16 protein-coding genes are annotated in these 19900 nt (G+C 49.9%); 13 read left to right on the top strand and 3 right to left on the bottom strand.

The window, feature by feature from the left end:
• Window positions 1-197: 197 nt before the first annotated feature.
• Genes GCWU000182_RS08085 through GCWU000182_RS08075 form a run of 3 tightly spaced genes read left to right on the top strand, consistent with a single transcriptional unit; the run spans window position 198 to window position 6068 of the window.
• The gene (locus tag GCWU000182_RS08085; RefSeq protein ID WP_023392327.1) at window positions 198-1490 is read left to right on the top strand and encodes a glycoside hydrolase family 125 protein; all 1293 of its coding nucleotides are present in this window, start codon (window positions 198-200) and stop codon (window positions 1488-1490) included.
• Between the two features lie 19 nt (window positions 1491-1509).
• Window positions 1510-4203 carry an alpha-mannosidase gene (locus tag GCWU000182_RS08080; RefSeq protein WP_023392326.1) on the top strand — a complete coding sequence of 898 codons (2694 nt, stop codon included), beginning with the start codon at window positions 1510-1512 and terminating at the stop codon, window positions 4201-4203.
• A 5-nt stretch (window positions 4204-4208) separates the two neighbouring features.
• A complete protein-coding gene (locus GCWU000182_RS08075; RefSeq protein WP_023392325.1) occupies window positions 4209-6068 on the top strand; it encodes a beta-N-acetylhexosaminidase in 1860 nt (619 codons plus the stop codon).
• 97 nt (window positions 6069-6165) lie between these two features.
• On the opposite strand, the gene GCWU000182_RS08070 is transcribed toward GCWU000182_RS08075, so the two are convergent.
• Together GCWU000182_RS08070 and trpS are read right to left on the bottom strand one after the other, a co-directional pair.
• Window positions 6166-6630 carry a Fur family transcriptional regulator gene (locus tag GCWU000182_RS08070; RefSeq protein WP_023392324.1) on the bottom strand — a complete coding sequence of 155 codons (465 nt, stop codon included), beginning with the start codon at window positions 6628-6630 and terminating at the stop codon, window positions 6166-6168.
• A gap of 69 nt (window positions 6631-6699) precedes the next feature.
• Window positions 6700-7695 (bottom strand): tryptophan--tRNA ligase, encoded by a 996-nt coding sequence (gene trpS, locus GCWU000182_RS08065; RefSeq protein ID WP_035364814.1) that lies wholly within the window; start codon window positions 7693-7695, stop codon window positions 6700-6702.
• 305 nt (window positions 7696-8000) lie between these two features.
• Between trpS and spxA the strand changes: the two genes are divergently transcribed.
• From spxA to GCWU000182_RS08030, 7 genes are all read left to right on the top strand, one after another.
• Window positions 8001-8399 carry a transcriptional regulator SpxA gene (gene spxA, locus GCWU000182_RS08060; RefSeq protein WP_035364812.1) on the top strand — a complete coding sequence of 133 codons (399 nt, stop codon included), beginning with the start codon at window positions 8001-8003 and terminating at the stop codon, window positions 8397-8399.
• A gap of 126 nt (window positions 8400-8525) precedes the next feature.
• Window positions 8526-9239: an adaptor protein MecA gene (locus GCWU000182_RS08055; RefSeq protein ID WP_023392321.1), complete on the top strand. Its 714-nt coding sequence runs from the start codon at window positions 8526-8528 to the stop codon at window positions 9237-9239.
• 140 nt (window positions 9240-9379) lie between these two features.
• Window positions 9380-10873, top strand: a complete 1494-nt coding sequence (locus GCWU000182_RS08050; RefSeq protein ID WP_023392320.1) for a helicase HerA-like domain-containing protein — start codon at window positions 9380-9382, stop codon at window positions 10871-10873.
• 47 nt (window positions 10874-10920) lie between these two features.
• Window positions 10921-11844 (top strand): aldo/keto reductase, encoded by a 924-nt coding sequence (locus GCWU000182_RS08045; RefSeq protein WP_035364810.1) that lies wholly within the window; start codon window positions 10921-10923, stop codon window positions 11842-11844.
• A gap of 25 nt (window positions 11845-11869) precedes the next feature.
• The gene (locus tag GCWU000182_RS08040) at window positions 11870-12703 is read left to right on the top strand and encodes a Cof-type HAD-IIB family hydrolase (RefSeq protein WP_023392318.1); all 834 of its coding nucleotides are present in this window, start codon (window positions 11870-11872) and stop codon (window positions 12701-12703) included.
• A gap of 16 nt (window positions 12704-12719) precedes the next feature.
• A complete protein-coding gene (locus GCWU000182_RS08035) occupies window positions 12720-13070 on the top strand; it encodes a hypothetical protein (protein WP_023392317.1) in 351 nt (116 codons plus the stop codon).
• A gap of 393 nt (window positions 13071-13463) precedes the next feature.
• Entirely contained in the window at window positions 13464-13898 is a 435-nt protein-coding gene (locus tag GCWU000182_RS08030) for a hypothetical protein (protein ID WP_035364808.1), read from the top strand.
• 219 nt (window positions 13899-14117) lie between these two features.
• Here the strand turns inward: GCWU000182_RS08030 and GCWU000182_RS08025 are convergent, their stop codons facing one another.
• Window positions 14118-15140 carry a glycosyltransferase gene (locus GCWU000182_RS08025; protein ID WP_023392314.1) on the bottom strand — a complete coding sequence of 341 codons (1023 nt, stop codon included), beginning with the start codon at window positions 15138-15140 and terminating at the stop codon, window positions 14118-14120.
• Window positions 15141-15339: 199 nt separating this feature from the next.
• Here GCWU000182_RS08025 and GCWU000182_RS08020 point away from each other — a divergent pair, with 199 nt between their 5' ends.
• From GCWU000182_RS08020 to GCWU000182_RS08010, 3 genes are all read left to right on the top strand, one after another.
• Window positions 15340-16947 (top strand): ABC transporter substrate-binding protein/permease, encoded by a 1608-nt coding sequence (locus tag GCWU000182_RS08020; RefSeq protein ID WP_023392313.1) that lies wholly within the window; start codon window positions 15340-15342, stop codon window positions 16945-16947.
• Entirely contained in the window at window positions 16947-17684 is a 738-nt protein-coding gene (locus tag GCWU000182_RS08015) for an amino acid ABC transporter ATP-binding protein (RefSeq protein WP_143227653.1), read from the top strand. The genes GCWU000182_RS08020 and GCWU000182_RS08015 overlap by 1 nt, the downstream gene beginning before the upstream one ends.
• 418 nt (window positions 17685-18102) lie before the next feature.
• A complete protein-coding gene (locus tag GCWU000182_RS08010) occupies window positions 18103-19866 on the top strand; it encodes a flavocytochrome c (protein ID WP_035364806.1) in 1764 nt (587 codons plus the stop codon).
• Window positions 19867-19900 lie beyond the last annotated feature (34 nt).

The following is a 19900-nucleotide window of genomic DNA, read 5'->3' as shown; positions in this document are numbered from 1 at the left end:
TTAAGTGCTAATGTTAGTATAGCATAAAGTAAAGGCTTTCGCGGGGTTTTTTACTGTTTTTCTGAAGGGCATATATTAACAAATTATAGTTGTTTTAGCAAAAAATAGAGAAGTCTGTGACAAGACTTGATTTAAGGTAAGCGCTTAGCAATAATAGAGGATAGAGGAGACTCGATTCGTGATGAGGAGGAAGAAAAATGGCAATGCCAGTATCAACTGAATTAAAAAAATATATGGAAAAGATTTGTGATCAAGCGCGGGCGGTCAATCCCCGTTGGGCTGAGGTCTTTCATGAGTGTTTCCTAAATACCATAGAGACGACTATTGAACGCCTAGAAGATGGCACCACCTTCGTGGTGACCGGGGATATCCCGGCTATGTGGCTACGCGACTCGACTGCACAAGTACGGCCTTACCTGGTCTTAGCTAAGGAGCATGAGGACATCTACGATATGATTGCCGGCTTGGTCGAGCGTCAATTTGGCTATATCTTAATTGACCCTTACACCAATGCCTTCAACAAGGAACCAAATGGCCAAGGCCACGGGGCGACCGACCACACGCAAATGAATGACTGGATTTGGGAGCGCAAATACGAAATCGATAGCTTGGCCTATGCCATTCAATTAGCTTACCTACTCTATGTCAACAGCGGCCGGACCGACCACTTAACAGAGACCGTGCGCAAGGGCTTGGTGACCATTCTAGACCTCTGGCGTACAGAGCAAGACCATGCAGGGTCTAGTCCTTATCGTTTTGTGCGTGACACCGACCGCCAAGAAGACACCCTGCCTTTTGATGGCAAGGGCTCGCCCGTTGGCTACACCGGTATGACCTGGTCTGGCTTCCGTCCAAGTGATGACCGTTGCACCTACCACTACCTGGTGCCTTCCAACCAATTTGCCAGTGTGGTCTTGGGCTATGTGGCAGAATTGGCGCCATTCCTGGGCTTGAGCCAAGAAGAAATCCAGCTAGCGGCTACCCTTAAGGATCAAATCCAGGCCGGCATTGAGCGTTATGGGATCATTCAAAACGCCCAAGGGCAAGCAGTCTATGCTTACGAAGTGGATGGTTTAGGCAATGCCAGCATCATGGATGATGGCAATGTGCCAAACTTACTTTCTCTACCTTACCTAGGCTTCTGTTCAGAAGACGATCCGATCTATGTGGCCACACGCCAGACCGTTCTGTCGCCAGAGAACCCTTACTACTACAGTGGCAAATTAGCTAGTGGCTTGGGCTCCTCTCATACCTGGGATCAATATATCTGGCCGATTTCCCTCTCTATGGAAGGCTTAACCACCAGCCATAAGGCAGAGAAGGCTCGGATTTTAGACTTGCTGGTCAATACGGATGCCGGCACCAACCAAATGCACGAATCCTTCCACGTGGACGATGACAGTCGTTACACCCGGGAGTGGTTCTCCTGGTCTAATATGATGTTCTGCGAACTCCTCTTAGACTACTTCGATATTCGCGTTAAACGCTAGAAAGACATGAGGCAATAAAATGAGCAAGAAAACCGTTCATATCATTTCCCACTCCCACTGGGATCGGGAATGGTATCTTCCCTTTGAAGAACACCACCTACGTTTAGTCGACTTGATTGATCAAGTCCTAGACCTATTTGACACAGATCCAGACTACCGTTACTTCCACCTGGATGGCCAGACCATCACCTTGGACGACTACCTCCAAATTCGTCCCCACCAAGAAGCGCGCCTTAAGGCGGCCGTTCAGTCCGGTAAATTACGGATTGGGCCCTTCTATATCTTGCAGGATGCCTTCCTGATTAGTGGTGAGGCAACCGTTCGTAACGGTCTGATTGGTTATCAGGATCTCAAACGCTGGGGGGTTAAGGGCGAACAATTAGGTTACTACCCGGATACCTTCGGTCTCACCGGCCAAACCCCACAAATCACGCGTGGCATGGGCATGTCTGTGGCGGCCTTTGGTCGCGGGGTCAAACCAACAGGCTTTGACAACCAGACCTTTGAAGAAGGCAGCTTCCAGTCGGCCTTCTCAGAGCTGACCTGGAAGAGTCCGGATGGCTCGGATGTCCTGGGGATTCTCTTCGCTAACTGGTATAGTAACGGCAATGAAATCCCTGCTGAGCCTGAGCAAGCCAAAATCTTCTGGGACAAGAAATTAGCCGATGCAGAGCGCTATGCGGTCTCTGACCAGTTGCTCATGCTCAACGGTTGCGACCACCAACCTGCCCAAGCGGATCTGTCCAAAGCCATTGCCTTGGCCAACCAGCTCTATCCAGACTATGAATTCATCCACTCCAACTTTACCCTCTATCAAGAAGCCCTAGAATCGAGCCTAGCAAGCAATCAACCACAATTAAGTGTGGTGGAAGGGGAATTACGTTCGCAAGCAACGGATGGCTGGTATACTTTAGCCAATACCGCTTCTTCCCGTCTCTACCTCAAGCAGTATTCAGCCCGTCTGTCTGACTACTTGGAGCAAGTCCTAGAGCCTTTAGCTACCTTAGCTACCCGCTACGGCTACGTCTATCCAAGCGATAAAATTGACTTTATCTGGAAGACCCTCCTGCAGAACTATCCTCATGACAGTATTTGTGGCTGTAGTATCGACGAAGTTCACCGGGGCATGGTGTCACGTTTTGAAGCTGTAGAAGCGGCTAGCCAGACCCTAGTGCGGGGCATCCTAGACTTCTTGGCTCAGCAGGTCAAGGCGCCAAATCGCTTGGCAGACCAGCCTTATGTCTTGCAGGTCTGGAACCCAAGCAATTGCCTCAAGGAAGGTCGCCTAGTCAGCAAAGTCGTCTTAGACCGGGCCTTCTTCAGTCAATATCCGGTTAAGGAAGCCTACAAACGCATGGCAGAGTTAGCCATTGAAGACTATCAATTAGTGGATGGCCAAGGCCAAGTCGTGCCTGCCACCATTGTGGACCTAGGGGCTAACTTCGACTATGACCTACCAGATGACCGCTTCCGCCGGGCCTACTTCGCACGCGAATTAGAAGTGGAATGGCTAGCCACCGTGCCGGCTATGTCCTTGGCTGAGTACTATTTGGTGCCTAAGACAGAAGAATTGGAACTAGAAGGTGGGGCCCAAGACAAGGAGGTCATCGAGAATGACTACCTCAAAGTGGCCCTAGCAGGCAACGGCTCCGTTACCATCACTGATAAGGTGACCGGCCAGGTCTATGAAGATCAAGGGCTCTTAGAAGAGACTGGGGATGTGGGCAATGAGTATATTTTCCGCGAATCCTTAGGTCAACGCCTGACCCAAGCCGACGCTCTTATTAGCACCCGGGTCATCCATGATGGCTTGGCGGATCATCTGGTCCTAGGCTATCAACTTCAAGTGCCAATTTCGGCTGACTATGCCCTACTAGAGGCACAAAAACAAGTCATTGATGTGGTCGAACGCCAAATTGGTCGGGCCGACGAGACAGTACCGGTTGAAATCTTCGTGACCTACAGCCTCACCCCTCAATCACGGGGCCTGGCCATCCGCCTAGAAGGGCACAATGAGGTCTTGGATCACCGGGTACGTCTGGGCTTCAAGCTGCCTGAGCGGACAGACCGCCACTTTGTCGACTCTGCCTATGAATGGCTCTGGCGCTCTAACCATGTGGCGCCTGAATGGCGTAACCCAAGCAACCCGCAAGCCTTGCACCGCAATGTGGCCATTGGGGAGAGTCAAGGTTTGACCGTGAGCGTACAGGGGCTACCTGAATATGAAGTGACCGTCGACGACCAGGCAACCTATCTCTATCTGACCTGCTTGCGTTGCACCGGCGAATTAGGGGACTGGGGTTACTTCCCAACACCAGAAGCCCAATGTCTGGGCGATTACGAAGCTAGTGCCTACCTCCAATTCTGGCAAGGCCAAGATCAGTTAAGCCAAAGCTTTGCGACCGGGGCTTCCATCTTCATCCCACTCTTGGTCAAGCAAGCTAGCCTAGGCCAAGATTTGGCTGACTGGCAAGCTAGCCCTGTCAAGGTCAATGACCTGCCAAGAGGCATTGAAGTGACAGCCTTCAAGCAAGCTAACGATAGCCAAGACTGGATTCTCCGCCTGGTCAGCCATGCCTCAGAGACGCTCGACCTGGCACCTTATTTGCCTAGCAAGCTGCAATCGGTCAACCTCTTAGAAGAGGACCTAGAGGAGACCTCTACGCTGATTGCGCCTTATGAAATCAAGACCTATCGCCTTAAGAAAGGGTAAGTAGTATGACTAAGATTTGGATTGAAGATGCGGCCTTGCGCGACAAGGTTCAGCGTCTAGCAGCAGAATTAGACCTATCCCTAGCGCCTGATGGCCGCCTGGTTGACTATCAAGCGGGCCCGGCGGGCAAGTTAGAAGTATCCGACCAAGGAGAGGGCGTCCTCATTGTGGCGCCTGACCTACCACATTTCTTCCATGGCTTGGCCCTCTGGAATATGCGGCAACAAGCCGGCCAGACTAGCAGCTTTAGTCAGCCCATTAGCTTCAGCCGCAATGGCCTCATGCTGGACAACTCCCGCAATGCCGTTGCCAAGGTGGACTATGTTAAGTCCCTCTTAAGACGCTTGGCCGTCTTAGGCCACAGTTGGTATATGCTCTATATGGAAGATGTCTATGAAATTCCGGAGCAACCTTATTTTGGGGCCTTCCGAGGCCGTTATAGCCAGGCCGATTTGCGTGAATTGGATGCTTACGCCCAGGACTTGGGTATTGAATTGGTGCCTTGTGTGCAGACCTTGGCCCATCTCAACCAGTTCTTCCAATGGGAGCATATTAACAGTCAATATGCAGACTTGGCGGACGTCCTCCACGTAGGGCGGGAAGAGACCTATACCTTAATCGACCAAATGTTGGCCGCTCTCTCTTCTTGCTTCACAACCAAGCGCATTCACTTAGGCATGGATGAAGCCTATGACCTAGGGCGAGGTCATTATCTGGATCAAGTGGGCTTGCGAGCTAAGACTGACATTATGTTGGACCACCTAGCCCGTATGAAGACCCTCTGTGATCGCTATGACCTGGAACCAATCATTTGGGATGACATGTTCTTCTCTTGGTATAACCAAGTGGAAGAAGACGAGAAAATCGCCATTCCTGAGGGCATCAGCCTCATGTACTGGGATTACTACCAACATACCACCCAAGCTTACTTGGATAAAATCGCCCAACGTCGTAGTTTAGGGGCTCAAGTCAGCTTTGCTGGCGGGGCTTGGCGTTGGACGGGTTACACACCGCACCACCGTAAGACCTTGGTGGCCAGCCTGGCCGGCTTAGAAGCCGCCCGCCAAACTGGCATCCGGGAAGTCATGGCAACAGCCTGGGGCGATGACAGTTCCGAGTCACCATTTGAAGTGGCCGTATTCGGCCTGGTTCTCTATTCCTACCTAGACAGCCATGCTGACTATGTAGAAGAGGAGTTTAGCCAATGGTTAAGCTTTTTCACCGGCTTATCCCTATCCGACTGGCTCAAGCAAGGGGAATTAGACTTGTTGCCAGAATGGGATCAATTAGCAGGCATTGATGTAACGCCTTCTAAATACTTCTTCTATCAAGATTTGCTACTGCCGATGTTTATGCCACAAATTGAGTCCATGGATGTGGACTATGGGGCTCGTATGGCCAAATTAGCCGTTGACTTCGACGCTATGGAGGGTGGCAATCCAGCTGTCAACCAGTTCTATAGCGACTATGCCCTCTGCTTGGCTAACAAATGGAACCTGCCTTACTTAATCTGGCAAGCCTATCATGCCCACGACCGTCAGACGCTAGCGGAACTCGTTCACGGTCGCTTGCCACAACTGATTGCGGACTATGACCGCGTCTTACAAAGTCGTCGTCAAGTCTGGTTACAAGAAGCCAACCCATTTGGCTTGGAAATCTTAGAATATCGGATTGGCGGGCTGATGACCCGGACGCAGGCGGTCATTTCGCGCTTGAAGGATTATCTGTCAGGCCGTGTTGACAGTCTGCCAGAGTTGGAGGAAGCACGACTCAATCCACTGCCAACTGATCAAAGTGGCTTCAAACCAGCCGTCAACTATAACCGCGCCCTACGGACTATGTCGCGGTCCCGTATGACCTGGTAGCATCAGACAAAAAAGGCAAGGGAATGCCCCTTGCCTTTGGCTTTATGAATACAAAAATGACGAGGACTTAGTCCTCGTCATTTGATTTCGTCTGTGATTACCAGGCGCGGATGCGACCTTGGCAGTCTGGGCAGACACCGTAAACTTCGACTTTAGTCCGGTTGGTTGTATAGCCGGTTTGTTTATGGACGTCTTCGGTTGGATCTGGGAACTTAGTCATAGCGAAGTCCGCAATTTTCCCACAGCGTTCACAGATAATGTGCTGATGGTTGTAGCCATTTAGGCCCATGTAGTCATAACGACTGGTGACATCAGAGAATTTCATCTCATTGACATAACCTTCTTTGACTAGGAAAGACAGGTTATTATAGATGGTCGCAAGACTAAGGCTTGGCCAGTCAGGTAAGAGATCATGGTAGATTTCTTCCACGGTAGGGTGATTGTGTGTCTGAATCATATAGGACAGAATGGCGCGACGTTGTGGCGTCATCCGAATGTGCTTGTTCTTAAGTTGGGCAACAACTTGTTCGAGTTCTTTAGCGACATCAGTTACATATTCCATTTTGGGTCACCTCCTTTTATTTATTGATAATTAAAACAATCTACTACATATAACATTATAGCACAAATTTTAGCGATAAGTCAAGCCAATTGCCTTCTCCATCCGCGCTAGGACCTTGTTAGCCTGTTGGTTGGCCTTCTTAGCTCCGTCGGCCAAGATGTCGTCTAGGGTGCTAGAAGTCAAGAGACGATGATATTCCGCTTGGATTGGCTCTAGGGTCGCGATAATACTGTCGGCAATAGCCTGCTTAAAGGTCCCGTAGCCAGCCTCATGATATTCGGCCACCAGAGAGTCAATTGAACGGCCAGAAAAAGCAGAGAAAATATCTAGTAAGTTGCTGACAGCCGGTTGATTTTCACGGTCGTAATTGACTTGGCCAACCGAGTCAGTGACGGCACTCTTCATCTTCTTCAGGATGGTCTTAGGATCATCTAGGAGGGAGATGGTCGCCTTGGCATTGGTATCGGACTTGCTCATCTTGCTGAATGGGTCCTGCAGACTCATGACCCGGCCACCGGATTTAGGGGTGATGATTTCAGGTTTGACTAGGAGCTCCTTGCCCTTGCCGTAGCGTTGGTTGAAGCGGTCCACATAGTTACGGGTTAACTCCAAATGTTGCTTCTGGTCTTCGCCCACTGGCACATAGGCTGCATCATAGAGAATAATGTCTGCCACCATTAAGGCAGGGTAGCAGAGCAAGCCGGCGTTGACACTTTCTTGCTTGGTGGATTTATCTTTAAATTGGGTCATGCGTTCCAATTCGCCCAAGCCGGTCGTACAGAGAATTATCCAAGCTGCTTGCGTGTGGGCTGGGACATCAGACTGAACGAAAATGGTTGCCTTCTTAGGGTCAATCCCTAGGGCCAGATAGAGGGCAGCCAACTCACGGGTTGTTTGGTGGAGCTTGGCTGGGTCTTGGGGCACGGTAATGGCGTGCTGGTTGACGATACAGTAGGTAGCGTCATAGTCGTCTTGCAATTCAACAAATTGGCGCATAGCCCCAACGTAGTTCCCGATGGTTGGAACTGAGGTAGGTTGAACGCCAGAAAAAATTTTTGCTTTCATCAAATCGAGCCTCATTCTCTCTTAGTTTCGCTACTATTATTATAACGCAGTTTCACTTAATTGACAAAAGCAATGTGGCGCCCGCCTAGCAAAAGACGGCCAAGGAGAGGTTGAACAAGGACTTTTAAAGAATTCCCTAAGAGTATATGAATTTTTTGTGAAGTTTTGTTTACAGCTATGAACTAATCTCGGTCTTAAGTATGATTTATTGTTAAATTTCAAAAAAAGTATAGTAATCAGGGGCTAGGGGTAGTATAATAGCAGAGTAGTAATCGTAGTGGTTATTGAAAAAAGGAGTGATTAGTTTGGTAACGTTATATACGACCCCAAGTTGTACTTCATGCCGTAAGGCCCGCGCCTGGTTGGAAGAACATCAAATTCCCTACACAGAACGTAATATCTTTTCGGAACCACTGTCTCTACAAGAAATTAAAGATATTTTACGTATGACAGAAGAAGGGACAGAAGATATCGTCTCAACCCGTTCCAAAGCATATTCAGACTTAAATATTGAAATTAGCGAAATATCCTTGAATGACTTTTATCGCATTGTGCAAGAGCAACCAGGTCTCTTGCGTCGTCCAATCATGATTGACGAGAAACGCCTGCAAATCGGCTTCAATGAAGATGAAATTCGTCGTTTCTTGCCACGCGAAGTGCGTGCCTTGGAATTGCGTAAGGTGCAAGCCTTAGTCAATGAGTAATGAATAGAGTCTAGGTGAGGCCGGAACCTTGTTTCTGCCTCGCCTTTCTTTTCCCTTAGGACAATACATTAGGATAGCGTCTTGGCCTAAAGTTTAGTATAATGAAGAAATAGAGGAGGTGTTACTATGGAAATGGAACGTATCAATGAGGATACCATCAAAGTCTTGATTATGCCAGAAGATCTGGAAGAACGAGGGATTAACTTCCTAGAACTGATTAGCAACCATGCCCGCATTGAGCAATTCTTCTACTCCATCCTGGAAGAGGTGGACGTGGAGAACCAATTCGCGGAATCTGATTCCGTTACTTTCCATGTCATCCCATCCGATCGAGGCCTCGAACTCTACATTAGCCGTAGCAGTGGTAATGGCCTAGAAGATTTGCTGGAGAACGAAGTCCTCAAACGTCTCTTGGACCGTCGTAAATCCGCCCTAAAAGATAAGCAACAAGCCCAAGATCAAGAAGACCTCAGCGTCAATGAGAAGCTAGAAGTCCTAGAAGGCTTGACCAAGGAGATTGAAGCCGAGATTGAACAGGCCCAGGATCAAGAAGAACCTGTAGGGCCCGAGATTGTCTGCTTCGATCGCTTGGATGATTTCCTCAAGTTGGCACGTCAACTACGGGACTTCCCAGTTGAAAATAGCCTCTATCGCTATAATGGCGCCTACTATCTGGTCTTGAGCGATGTGATTGGTGATTATGAACCAGACGGTCTCTACCAACAATTCCTCTTCATGCTGGAATTTGGGGAAGAAGCCACCGTCAAGGAAGCCATCTTGAAGGAACACGGGGAACTCTTGCAAGCGGGAGATGCCTTGGAATTCTTCGCACAATTTTAAGATGGACGGCCGTCGACAGGATTTACCTGTGGACGGCTTTTTTGTGGTCGCTTACGGGCCATGGATATGTTAAAATAAGAGTAGAATGGGCAACTGGACGAAGACTGTCCAGTGTCATCAAGAAAAAAGGGGGAAAGAGCATGACTTCAGTCATCACCTTCGGGCAAGGGGCGCATCCAGCGCAACTTCGCCTTGATAAATTAAACCGTCACGGCATTATCGCCGGTGCGACAGGGACCGGTAAGACCGTGACCCTTAAGGTCTTGGCCGAATTGTTAAGCCAAGAAGGTATTCCAGTCGTCCTCTCTGATATCAAGGGGGACCTTATGTCCTTGGCTCAAGCCAACAATACCGATGTCAGTGAGCGCCTGGCTCAGACAGGTCGTGAGAACTATGAACCAAGTTCTTATCCTGTACAACTTTGGGATGTCAAAGGCGAGAACGGGACGCCTTTGCGTTTGACCGTCTCCGATATGGGGCCTGTCATGCTAACCCGTCTCTTGGGCCTCAATGAAACCCAAGAATCCATTCTCAACGTGGTCTTCGATGTGGCCGATAAGCAAGGTCTCTTGCTGATAGACCTCATGGACTTGCGGGCTATGCTTAACTATGTGGCCGCTCATGCTGGCGAATTAAGCCAACACTACGGTAACATTCCAGCACGTTCAGTTGGGGCGATTTTACGCTCTCTGGTTATTTTAGAGCAACAAGGGGCTGCCAAGTTCTTTGGCGAGCCAAGCTTAGAGATTGCCGACCTCATGCGCCAAGACAGCGATGGCCGTGGGATTGTCAACATCCTCAATGCGGAACAGCTCTTCAACCAACCAACCTTGTACGCGACTGTGCTCTTGGCCCTCTTGGCCGAGCTCTATGAGAACCTTCCGGAAGTCGGGGACTTGGATAAACCTAAGTTGGTCTTCTTCTTCGATGAAGCCCACGCCCTTTTCAAGGATGCGCCGGCAGTCTTATTAGAGAAGATTGAGCTCATTGTCCGCTTAGTTCGGTCCAAAGGGGTCGGGGTTTACTTCATTACCCAAAACCCAACCGATATTCCAGACAAGGTAGCCAGCCAATTGGCTAACCGCATCCAGCATGGTTTGCGGGCCTTTACGCCTAAGGAACTCAAAACCGTTAAAACGGTAGCGGACACCTTCCGTCAAGAAGCCAACCAAGACCTAGCCAAGGTCATTCAAGAACTCAAGGTAGGGGAAGCCGTGGTGTCTACCCTGACGGAAGATGGGAGCCCTAGCCTGGCTGACCGGGTACTCATTTACCCGCCGCAAAGTCTCTTAGGGACCATCGACCCAACCGTTAAGGCTAGCCTAATGAATAGCTCACCATTGGATGACAAGTATGGTGAAGCTATTGACCGTGAGAGTGCCCATGAAGTCATTCTCAAACAAACCCAAGAACAGGAAGCGGCCCTCCTAGCAGCCGCTCAAGCCGAAGAGGCAGCAGAAGCAGAAGAAGAGGAGGATGAAGACGTGGCAAAAACTAGCAAGAAATCAACTAGCACTGGTGGTCGCAAGACAGACAATCTCTTGGATCGTTTCATGAAGAACGTAGTCGGCCAAGTGGGTCGTGAAGTAGGCCGTGTGGTATCCCGCGGGATTACCGGTATGTTCAAGAAGTAAGACCTTGTTGTCCTATTCCTACGCTAGCCAATAAAGGAGTCGCTATCATGGAAACCTTATGTCTTGGTCGTCACTTAGCCGGAGCCAGTCGCATCGCCCTAGGTTGCATGCGCATGGTCTCCCATTCGCTACAAGAAGCTAGCCAGGTTCTGGAGACTGCCCGCCAGGTTGGCATTAATTTCTTCGATCATGCCGATATCTATGGCCGGGGCGAGTCGGAAGTCCGCTTTGCTCAAGCTGTCAAGGAACTAGGTATTCCGCGTGATCAACTGCTGATCCAGTCCAAATGTGGGATTCGCCTGCCGGAAGGATATTTTGACTTTTCCAGCCAGCATATTTTGGATTCGGTAGACGGCATTCTCAAACGCCTCAAGACCGACTATCTGGATGTCTTGCTCCTACATCGGCCTGATGCCCTTATGGAGCCGGACCAGGTGGCAGCCGCCTTCGATCGCTTGCATGTAGCCGGTAAGGTGCGTTATTTCGGCGTCAGCAACCAGAATCCCTATCAAATGGAGTTGCTACAGGCCAGTGTAAGCCAGCCCCTTATTATTAATCAACTGCAGTTGGGGCCTGCCCACACTCCCATGATTGATGCCGGCCTCAACGTTAATATGCGAGAAGTCGCAGGCATTAACCGGGATGGGGGCATTCTGGATTATTGTCGCCTCAAGGGCATGACCATCCAACCATGGTCGCCCTTCCAGGTAGACTTGCATCAAGGAGTCTTCATGACCCATCCTGACTATCAGCTCTTGACCGAGACCTTAAGTCAGGGCGCTAAGCAACATGGTGTGGCCTTCGAAGCCATGGTCATTGCCTGGCTCTTGCGCCATCCGGCAGGCTTCCAACCGATTGTGGGGACCATGAGCCCAAAACGGATTGAAGCGATAGCCCAGGCTGAACGTGTGCAAATGACTCGCCAAGAATGGTATGACATCTACAAGAGTGCAGGCAATCGCCTCCCTTAATCAAGTGTGAAGGAGACAAGAATCAATGAAATTAATCGCCATTGATATGGACGGTACCCTCTTAAGAGGGGACAAGTCCTTTGATTTGGATCGCTTTGAGCGGGCAGTTCATGCCCTTAAGGAAGCCGGAACCCGTGTCTGTATTGCCTCAGGCAATAGCTATCCTAAGTTGCGTGGCTATTTTGATGACCAATTACGTCAGGAACTGCTCTTTGCCTCGACTAACGGTAACGCCATTATGGTAGAAGAGCAAGGCCTTCATTATAGCGCCTTGGACTACGACACGACCGAAGCCATTATTGACTTCCTCAATGAGTTCTCAGATTTCTTCTGTCTAGTCATGACCGACTGTGGCTCCTATGCCGTGACCCAAGATCAGGATGCCTTGGATCATTTCCGTCTCTACCATCCGCATATTGATCATTTGGTTAATTTCCGTGACCTCAATCCAGAAGAAGCCATTCTTCAACTATCGGTTATGAGTAAGCGTAGCGTAGCTGACAATAAGGTCATGACGCGAATTCTCAATGAACGTTTCCCAGAGGGGCATGCGGTGACCAGTGGTGGTCGCTGGATTGATGTCTTCAGTCCCCAAGGGGGCAAGGGCAAGGCCATCCGCTACCTGCAAGACTATCTGCAGACGGATGCCAGCCAGACCATGGCCTTCGGTGATAGCCTCAATGACCAGACCATGATGGAAGTGGTCGATTATAGCCTAGCCATGGGCAACGCCGATCCAGATTTATTGGCTATCTGCCGTTATCAAATTGGCGATAATGAATCGCAAGCAGTGATTGATATCCTGGAAGCCCTAGTGGCCGACCCAAGTGCGGCCTTCCTGGCCCAATATCGTCGCTAAGTAAAGGAGCAAGACCGTGTCCAAAAAGCCAAGCAAAAGAAAGCAAAAAGCCCACAAGGAGCAAGCCCAAGATGACTTGGTGCAGGTTGACGCCTTTATGATTCCGGCGCCCTTTGCCGCCATGTATCAAGTCCTACGGGAAGCCGTGGCCGAGGATTTGTTGGCTCTCTTGAGCCAGGAATTCGCCCGGGTGGCTCGGGTCTCGGACAATGAGGAAGAAGGAGAGGCAGTGGTCGCCTATGATGCGGCCGACGTCGAACAGCTGCGGATTTACCTTAATCCTAGCAATATTTCTCAGGCCCAGAAGGCGCGGGACAAGCATCAACTGGATAAATTTGTGGACCACCTCCGCCAGACGGAGGGGTAATATAGAAAGGGTGGGAAAAGTATTTCCCACCCTTTTTATCTGTGTCCAAAGGCGTGTGAGCCAAGCCCCACTTAACCCAAAAGGCGGGGCTTGAGGTGGGACCGGCTGCAGCCAGCCCTTGGCTGTCTTCCGCCTTGTGTCGCTATCGAAGGGCTAAGTCACTGCCTTCCCAGCCCTTCAGATACGCGCCACATCCTGGACACCACAAGCACCGCTTTTGGCCGTGGGGCTAGGCCCACACTGGACTGTCAAAAGCATAAAGAAGGTTGATGAAAGCATTTTCTGGATGTATAATGAGTGTGTAGATAGGATTTGGATGACGATGTCTTCGAGAAGGGAGGGTTAGGATAATGTCGTCATCAAGCATGCAACTATATGAAGGAGCAATGCAATATGAAACGTTTTATTTTGACCCCACTCACTTTCTTGTTTCTACTGCTCTTTTGTCTTTCGACTTCAAACGTTCAAGCCAACCAATCAGTAGGTGATGACCTATGTTGCTGTCCTAAGAAGCCACATGAATCTTGGTGTGAAGAATATGCTGTAGAGTGGTACAAGGGAGCAAATCCAAATGGTGTTCGGCCGATTGAAGAAGATTTGACAGCCTATATTCCTGATAAGAAGGACAAAAAACGAGACGCATTTCCAACCTCTATTGTGGTAGAAGAGATTCGATTCTTTAGTTCTCAGCCACCTCAAACCATTTACTATAATAAAAATCACTACTATGGTTATATCCCTTTGGTTAAAATATGGCAACTGGGCCCAATTTACTACGCTCTATATAAGGGGGCGGTTATTTTACAAGGTCCAGGAGCAAACAATTGAGTTAGAAAATGAGATTTCGCCTTTTATGCAAAGCACCCCATAAGTTGGACTTTTAATGTCTAACTTATGGGGTGCTTTTCAAGAGGCAAGGCACAAGACAGCCACAGGCTGGCTGAAGCCGGTCCCACCACTAGCCCCGTCTTTTGGCTCGAGTGGGACTGGTCTTACACGGTTTAGGGCATAGAAAAAAGGTGGGGAAACTCCCACCCTTTACTTATCTTATAATCCTTGTCGCTCCTGACTAGCACGAATAGCATGGCCGTAGATGCGGCCTAGTTCTTGACCGATGACCGCTAGGTCACGTTGGACTGCCACGGGATAGGCTGCCTGGGTCAAGTCAGGTAGCTCTTGGGCTTGGCTAGCCCGAATCAGACGCTCGAAGTCATCGACATCCTTAGCCTTGTAGACGTTGACCTGGTCGGTTAGCCAGTCATCGAAGACCGGAATGTCCCGAACGATGAATTTGGCATGGGCGGCACAGGCCTCGACGGCCGGAATGCCCTCGGTTTCTTCCAAGGTAGGGAAGAGGTAGAGGTCGCTTCCCTGCATGGCTTGAATAATCTGCTGATTGTCAACATAGCCGGCAAAGGCCAGGTTGGCCGGTGGATTGGAGACGGCAGCCCGAATAGCGGACGGCACTAGGTTCAAATCCGTATAGCCAAACCAGATGAAGCGGATATGGGGCAGGCGCTTAGCCAACTCCACAAAATCTAGAATGCCCTTGCGCTCTAGGTAGAGGCCAATCCCTATGCAGACGAAGTCTTGCTCGGTCAGTCCGTAACGCGCCCGGAAGAGCTCCCGCGCCTGAGGCTGAGGGGCAAATTTTTCTAGTTCAATACCGTTAGATAGGACGAAGATTTCCCGCCCCATATTGTAAGAATCGAGTAGACGCTTGGAGTAGGGCGTAGGTGTAATGAGGACATCGCCCTGCTGATAGCAAGTCATGAGCCAACGCTTGAAGATAGGCGCTAGCTGATTAGAGAAGCGGAAGGAATTACGGAAGTCTTCCATGGTCGAGTGGGCATGGTAGACGACCGGAATGCCCTGCTTGCGACATTTGCGGGCGAAGAGCATGGATTGGGGGAAGTAGGTATTGATATGTAATAAATCGAAGGAGTCCTTGGGATCGGTGGTGTAGTCAATCCCGGCATGTTCCAAGGCCTTCATTTGATGTTTAATTGATTTACCAAGGCCAGATTTGGCGATCTTGTCGAGATGTTGACTGTAGAGTAGGACTTTCACCCCGAAACCTCCTTTAAAATGCGATTGCTTTCCTTAAGTGTATAGTAATAGAAGCTAGAGTGCAAGTTTGGCCGAGAGAATCCTAGGGGCATTTGAAAAAAATAAACCATAAATAACGCTTTCATCATCAAAATATCTTGCACTATGGGCTTGAAGGTGTATACTTATTATTATAATTCTATTAATAGGAGTGAGAAAAATGAAAAAATCGTTAAAATTCTTGGCACTAGCCTTCGTTGCATTCTTGATGGTAGCGTGTGGCGCCAAGAAGCAAGACACTCAACCCCTATTGATCGGGATGGAAGCGGGCTATCCGCCTTATAACTGGACACAGTCCACCAACGCTAACGGTGCTGTACCTATTAAGGACTCCAAGGAATTCGCCAATGGTTACGACGTGCAAATCGCGCGTAAGATTGGGGAAAAATTAGGCCGCGAAGTCCAAGTGGTCAAGACGGAGTGGGATGGACTTTTACCAGCTGTCCAATCGGACAAGATAGATATGATTATTGCCGGCATGTCGCCAACTGCGGAACGTGCTAAGGAGATTGACTTCTCCGAGTCTTATTATGACTCACGTTTCGTCATGGTGGTCCGCAAGGATTCACCTTATGCCCAAGCCAAGACGCTAGAGGACTTTGCGGGTGCTAAGGTGTCAGGTCAACAAGGGACCCTGCACTATGACTTGTTGAAACAACTCAAGGACGCTCAGGTTGAGCAGGCACAGGATTCTTTCCCTGTCTTGCGAGTGGCCTTAGAAGCGGGCAAGTTAGATGCCTACATCTCAGAATATCCAGAAGCTGTCTCTGCGGCAGCCGCTAACCCTCTATTCACCTACGTAGAACTTAATCCAAGCTTCCAAGTGGCGCCAGAAGACCGCAAGGTCTCTATCGGGGTCAAGAAGGGAAGCCCACTTATGAGCCAAATTAATGAGGCCATTGCGGAAATTACAGATCAGCAACGCAAGGACTTCATGGACCAGGCCATTAAGAACCAGCCAGCGGCTGACGGTCAAGAAGAAACCAGCACTGAGGCAGCGGCCACAGAAGATTATAACTTCTTTGCTCGTACTTGGGAGATTGCCACTCAGAACTGGCGTCAATACTTGGCCGGGACCGGCATGACCCTCTGGGTATCCTTAACCGGTACCTTAATCGGTCTCCTGATTGGTTTGGCCGTCGGGATTATCCGGACCATTCCCAAGTCTAAGAGCCAAATCCATAATGGCGTCTTGAAAGTCGCTAACCTATTGCTCAATGCCTATATTGCCATCTTCCGTGGGACACCGATGATCGTTCAAGCCATGATCTTCTACTACGGGACCGACCTACTCTGGGGCTGGAAATTAACCCCTATGTCGGCGGCCTTCCTGGTTGTCTCCATTAACACCGGGGCCTACATTGCCGAAGTCGTTCGGGGTGGGATTTACGCCATCGACAAGGGCCAATTTGAAGCGGCTCGTGCTATTGGGATGAACCACTGGCAAACTATGAAAGAAGTGGTTATGCCACAAGTCTTCCGGACCATTCTGCCATCTGTCGGGAATGAATTTGTCATCAACGTTAAGGATACATCCGTCCTCAACGTGATCTCGGTCAGCGAATTGTACTTCACGACCAAGACCATTGCCGGCAATAACTTCCGTTACTTCGAGACCTTCTTCGTAACGGCCGTTATCTACTTCATCTTAACCTTTACCATTACATCACTCTTGCGCGCGATTGAAAAACGCATTGACGGGCGCCCAAGTGATCAACTGGCTGCCGGTAACCAACAACAAGTGGCAGTGCTCAAAGAGGAGGCCTAATCATGGCGATTGTAGAAATTCAACACTTAAGCAAAACCTTTGGCGACCGTACGGTCCTCAAGGACATTGATTTTTCCGTTGAAGCAGGGGAAGTCGTGACCATTATCGGCTCTTCAGGTTCAGGTAAATCCACCCTCTTGCGTTGTATTAACCTCTTAGAGGAACCAAGCGGTGGGGAAATCATCTACCGGGGCGAGAATATCTTAGACGTTAAGCATGACGTCAACAAGTACCGGACCCATATCGGTATGGTCTTCCAATCCTTCAACCTCTTCAACAATATGGATGTCTTGGCTAACTGTACTGTCGGCCCTATCAAGGTCCTAGGTAAGGACAAGGCTGAGACCGAAGCTTTAGCTACTAAGTTCTTGGAACAAGTAGGTATGGGAGATTATGTCCATGCCCGTCCTAGCCAATTATCTGGGGGGCAGAAGCAACGGGTAGCCATTGCTCGGGCCTTGACCATGCAGCCAGACGTTATTCTCTTCGATGAACCAACTTCTGCACTTGACCCTGAGATGGTCGGCGAAGTCTTGAAGGTTATGAAGGAATTGGCTCATACTGGTTTGACTATGATTATTGTCACCCACGAAATGGAGTTCGCTCGTGAGGTTTCCGACCGCGTGGTCTTCATGGACCAAGGGGTCATCGCCGAACAAGGCGCGCCGGAGCAACTCTTCGTCAACCCACAAGAAGAACGGACCCAACAATTCTTGGAACGTTACTTACGCAGTTAATCAGTTACAGGCGACTGGAATTCCAGTCGCCTTTTTGTTTGGCTTCAGCTTGGCTAGGTGGGCTCCAACTTAGTCCTCAGTGCGGGACCGGCTCCAGCCAGCCTGCGGCTGTCTTCCGCCTTGCCGATCTATGGTCCCCTAGGTCGCTAAAGCTCCCAGGGGAACTCATACGCTCGACATCCTTTTGGCACTGAGTGGGCCCACCCAGCCTGACAAAGCTCAATGGATCATCTGCTGAGTAGAGCATGCTATCAGATTTTAGCAGAAGATGGCAAAAAGTTGATGGATAAGACCGCAAGATTGCGCATGTTTTCAGCAAGAATATGCAAAGACAGTCAGCCTAAAAAGGAGTATAATAGAAAGTCAACCAAGATAATGAGCCTAGTCTTGGTGGTAAAAATAGATAGGAGGATGGAATATGAAAAATTACTGGAAAAAGTTCTGGCTAGTCTTAGCCCTCTTAGTCCTAGTCATGGGCCCCTTGGCTAGCCTAGCTCAGGCAGCCGGTAGCCAAACGGTCAAGGGCCAAGGCCAGGGCAAACATGGGACCGTCGAGGTGGAAGTGACCTTCCAAGACGACCGGATTGCAGACATTAAGGTGCTCCAGTCCGATGAGAATGAAGTCCTAGCCACACCCGTCTACAAGCAACTTAAGGATAAGATTATTGGCAACAACAAGGCCGATGTCGATGTAGTGTCTGGCTCCACAGCCACCAGCCAAGGTTATCTGGAAGCCGTCCAAGATGCCGTCAAGAAATCAGGCCTGACCCTAGCAGAGGTAAGCTCTACTACTTCAACCCAAGAGCAGCTAGACAGCGAACAATCCTATGATGTGGTCGTTGTCGGAGCAGGGGGCGCAGGCTTTAGTGCGGCCATCGAAGCAGCCCAAGCCGGTAAATCCGTGGTGATCATCGAGAAGATGCCAGCTGTCGGCGGGAATACCCTCATTAGTGGGGGCGAAATGAATGCGCCAGGTAACTGGGTTCAGAAGAAACTAGGCATTGAAGGCGACAGCGTAGAAACCTACTACCAAGACACCATGAAGGGTGGCGACAACCTGGGCAATCCTGAGATGGTTCGCTATCTAGCAGAACATGCCCTAGAGTCAGCCGAATGGCTACGTGACGTGGTCGGCGTCAAATTCCTAGAAGACAAGCTCTTCCAATTTGGCGGGCACTCCTACAAGCGGGCCCTGATTCCAGAAGGCCACACAGGCCAGGAATTGGTGACCAAGCTCAATGCCAAGGCAGAAGAGCTAGGTGTTAAGATTCTGGTCAATACCAAGGCTACTGAACTCATCCAAGATGACAGCAAGCGTGTCGTAGGCGTCAAGGCCGACCACCAAGGTCAGGTCGTAACCTTCCATGCCAAGAATGGGGTTGTGCTGACGACGGGGGGCTTTGGCTCTAACGTTGACATGCGTAAGCAGTACAATCCTGAGATGGACGAGCGCTACCTATCAACCGATAGCGTGGGTTCTACCGGGGACGGCATTGTCATGGCCCAAGCCATTGGCGCAGCGGTCACCAACATGTCTTCCATCCAAACCTATCCGGTCTCTAACCCTGAGACAGGGGAAATTTCCCTCTTAGCCGATACCCGTTTCGATGGGGCAGTCCTGATTAACCAAGAGGGCCAACGTTTTGTTGAAGAATTAGACCGGCGGGATGTGATTTCTAAGGCTATTCTGGCTCAACCAGGGGGCTATGCTTATCAACTCTGGAACCAGAAGACGGACGATATCTCCCACTCTAAGGAGCACCACCAGGCTGAGTATCAAGAACTCAAGAAACAAGGCCTACTAGTTGAAGCGGACACCCTTGAAGAAGTGGCGGCTCACTTCGACATTGATCCAGCTAAGCTTAAGGAAACAGTAGCTAAGGTTAACCAATATGCCAAGGACAAGAAAGACCCCGACTTCAATCACCGGGCTGGCTTGGCATCCTTGGAAGAAGGCCCTTATATCCTAGAAAAAGTTCGACCAAGTGTCCACCACACCATGGGCGGTTTGGTGACCGACAAGGATACGCGGGTCCTAGATGAAGCCGGCAACCCAATTGAAGGCCTCTATGCCGCCGGCGAATTAACCGGTATGATTCATGGTTCTAACCGCCTAGGCGGGAATGCCATCGCTGATATCATCACCTTCGGGCGCGTTGCCGGGAAGATGGTAAGTAAATAAGTTTTGTCGAGGCAGGGGTGAATCCCTGCCTCTA

Origin of the sequence: Abiotrophia defectiva ATCC 49176 (genome assembly GCF_000160075.2) — a bacterium.
Classification (GTDB): domain Bacteria; phylum Bacillota; class Bacilli; order Lactobacillales; family Aerococcaceae; genus Abiotrophia; species Abiotrophia defectiva.
This window is presented reverse-complemented; position numbering and strand designations above follow the sequence as displayed.

What these genes read in the sequence shown, in the direction of transcription:
- GCWU000182_RS08085 (WP_023392327.1), top strand. Translation starts at nt 198, where the DNA reads ATGGCAATGCCAGTATCAACTGAATTAAAAAAATATATGGAAAAGATT.
- GCWU000182_RS08080 (WP_023392326.1), top strand. Translation starts at nt 1,510, where the DNA reads ATGAGCAAGAAAACCGTTCATATCATTTCCCACTCCCACTGGGATCGG.
- GCWU000182_RS08075 (WP_023392325.1), top strand. Translation starts at nt 4,209, where the DNA reads ATGACTAAGATTTGGATTGAAGATGCGGCCTTGCGCGACAAGGTTCAG.
- GCWU000182_RS08070 (WP_023392324.1), bottom strand. Translation starts at nt 6,630, where the DNA reads ATGGAATATGTAACTGATGTCGCTAAAGAACTCGAACAAGTTGTTGCC.
- trpS (WP_035364814.1), bottom strand. Translation starts at nt 7,695, where the DNA reads ATGAAAGCAAAAATTTTTTCTGGCGTTCAACCTACCTCAGTTCCAACC.
- GCWU000182_RS08055 (WP_023392321.1), top strand. Translation starts at nt 8,526, where the DNA reads ATGGAAATGGAACGTATCAATGAGGATACCATCAAAGTCTTGATTATG.
- GCWU000182_RS08050 (WP_023392320.1), top strand. Translation starts at nt 9,380, where the DNA reads ATGACTTCAGTCATCACCTTCGGGCAAGGGGCGCATCCAGCGCAACTT.
- GCWU000182_RS08045 (WP_035364810.1), top strand. Translation starts at nt 10,921, where the DNA reads ATGGAAACCTTATGTCTTGGTCGTCACTTAGCCGGAGCCAGTCGCATC.
- GCWU000182_RS08040 (WP_023392318.1), top strand. Translation starts at nt 11,870, where the DNA reads ATGAAATTAATCGCCATTGATATGGACGGTACCCTCTTAAGAGGGGAC.
- GCWU000182_RS08030 (WP_035364808.1), top strand. Translation starts at nt 13,464, where the DNA reads ATGAAACGTTTTATTTTGACCCCACTCACTTTCTTGTTTCTACTGCTC.
- GCWU000182_RS08020 (WP_023392313.1), top strand. Translation starts at nt 15,340, where the DNA reads ATGAAAAAATCGTTAAAATTCTTGGCACTAGCCTTCGTTGCATTCTTG.
- GCWU000182_RS08010 (WP_035364806.1), top strand. Translation starts at nt 18,103, where the DNA reads ATGAAAAATTACTGGAAAAAGTTCTGGCTAGTCTTAGCCCTCTTAGTC.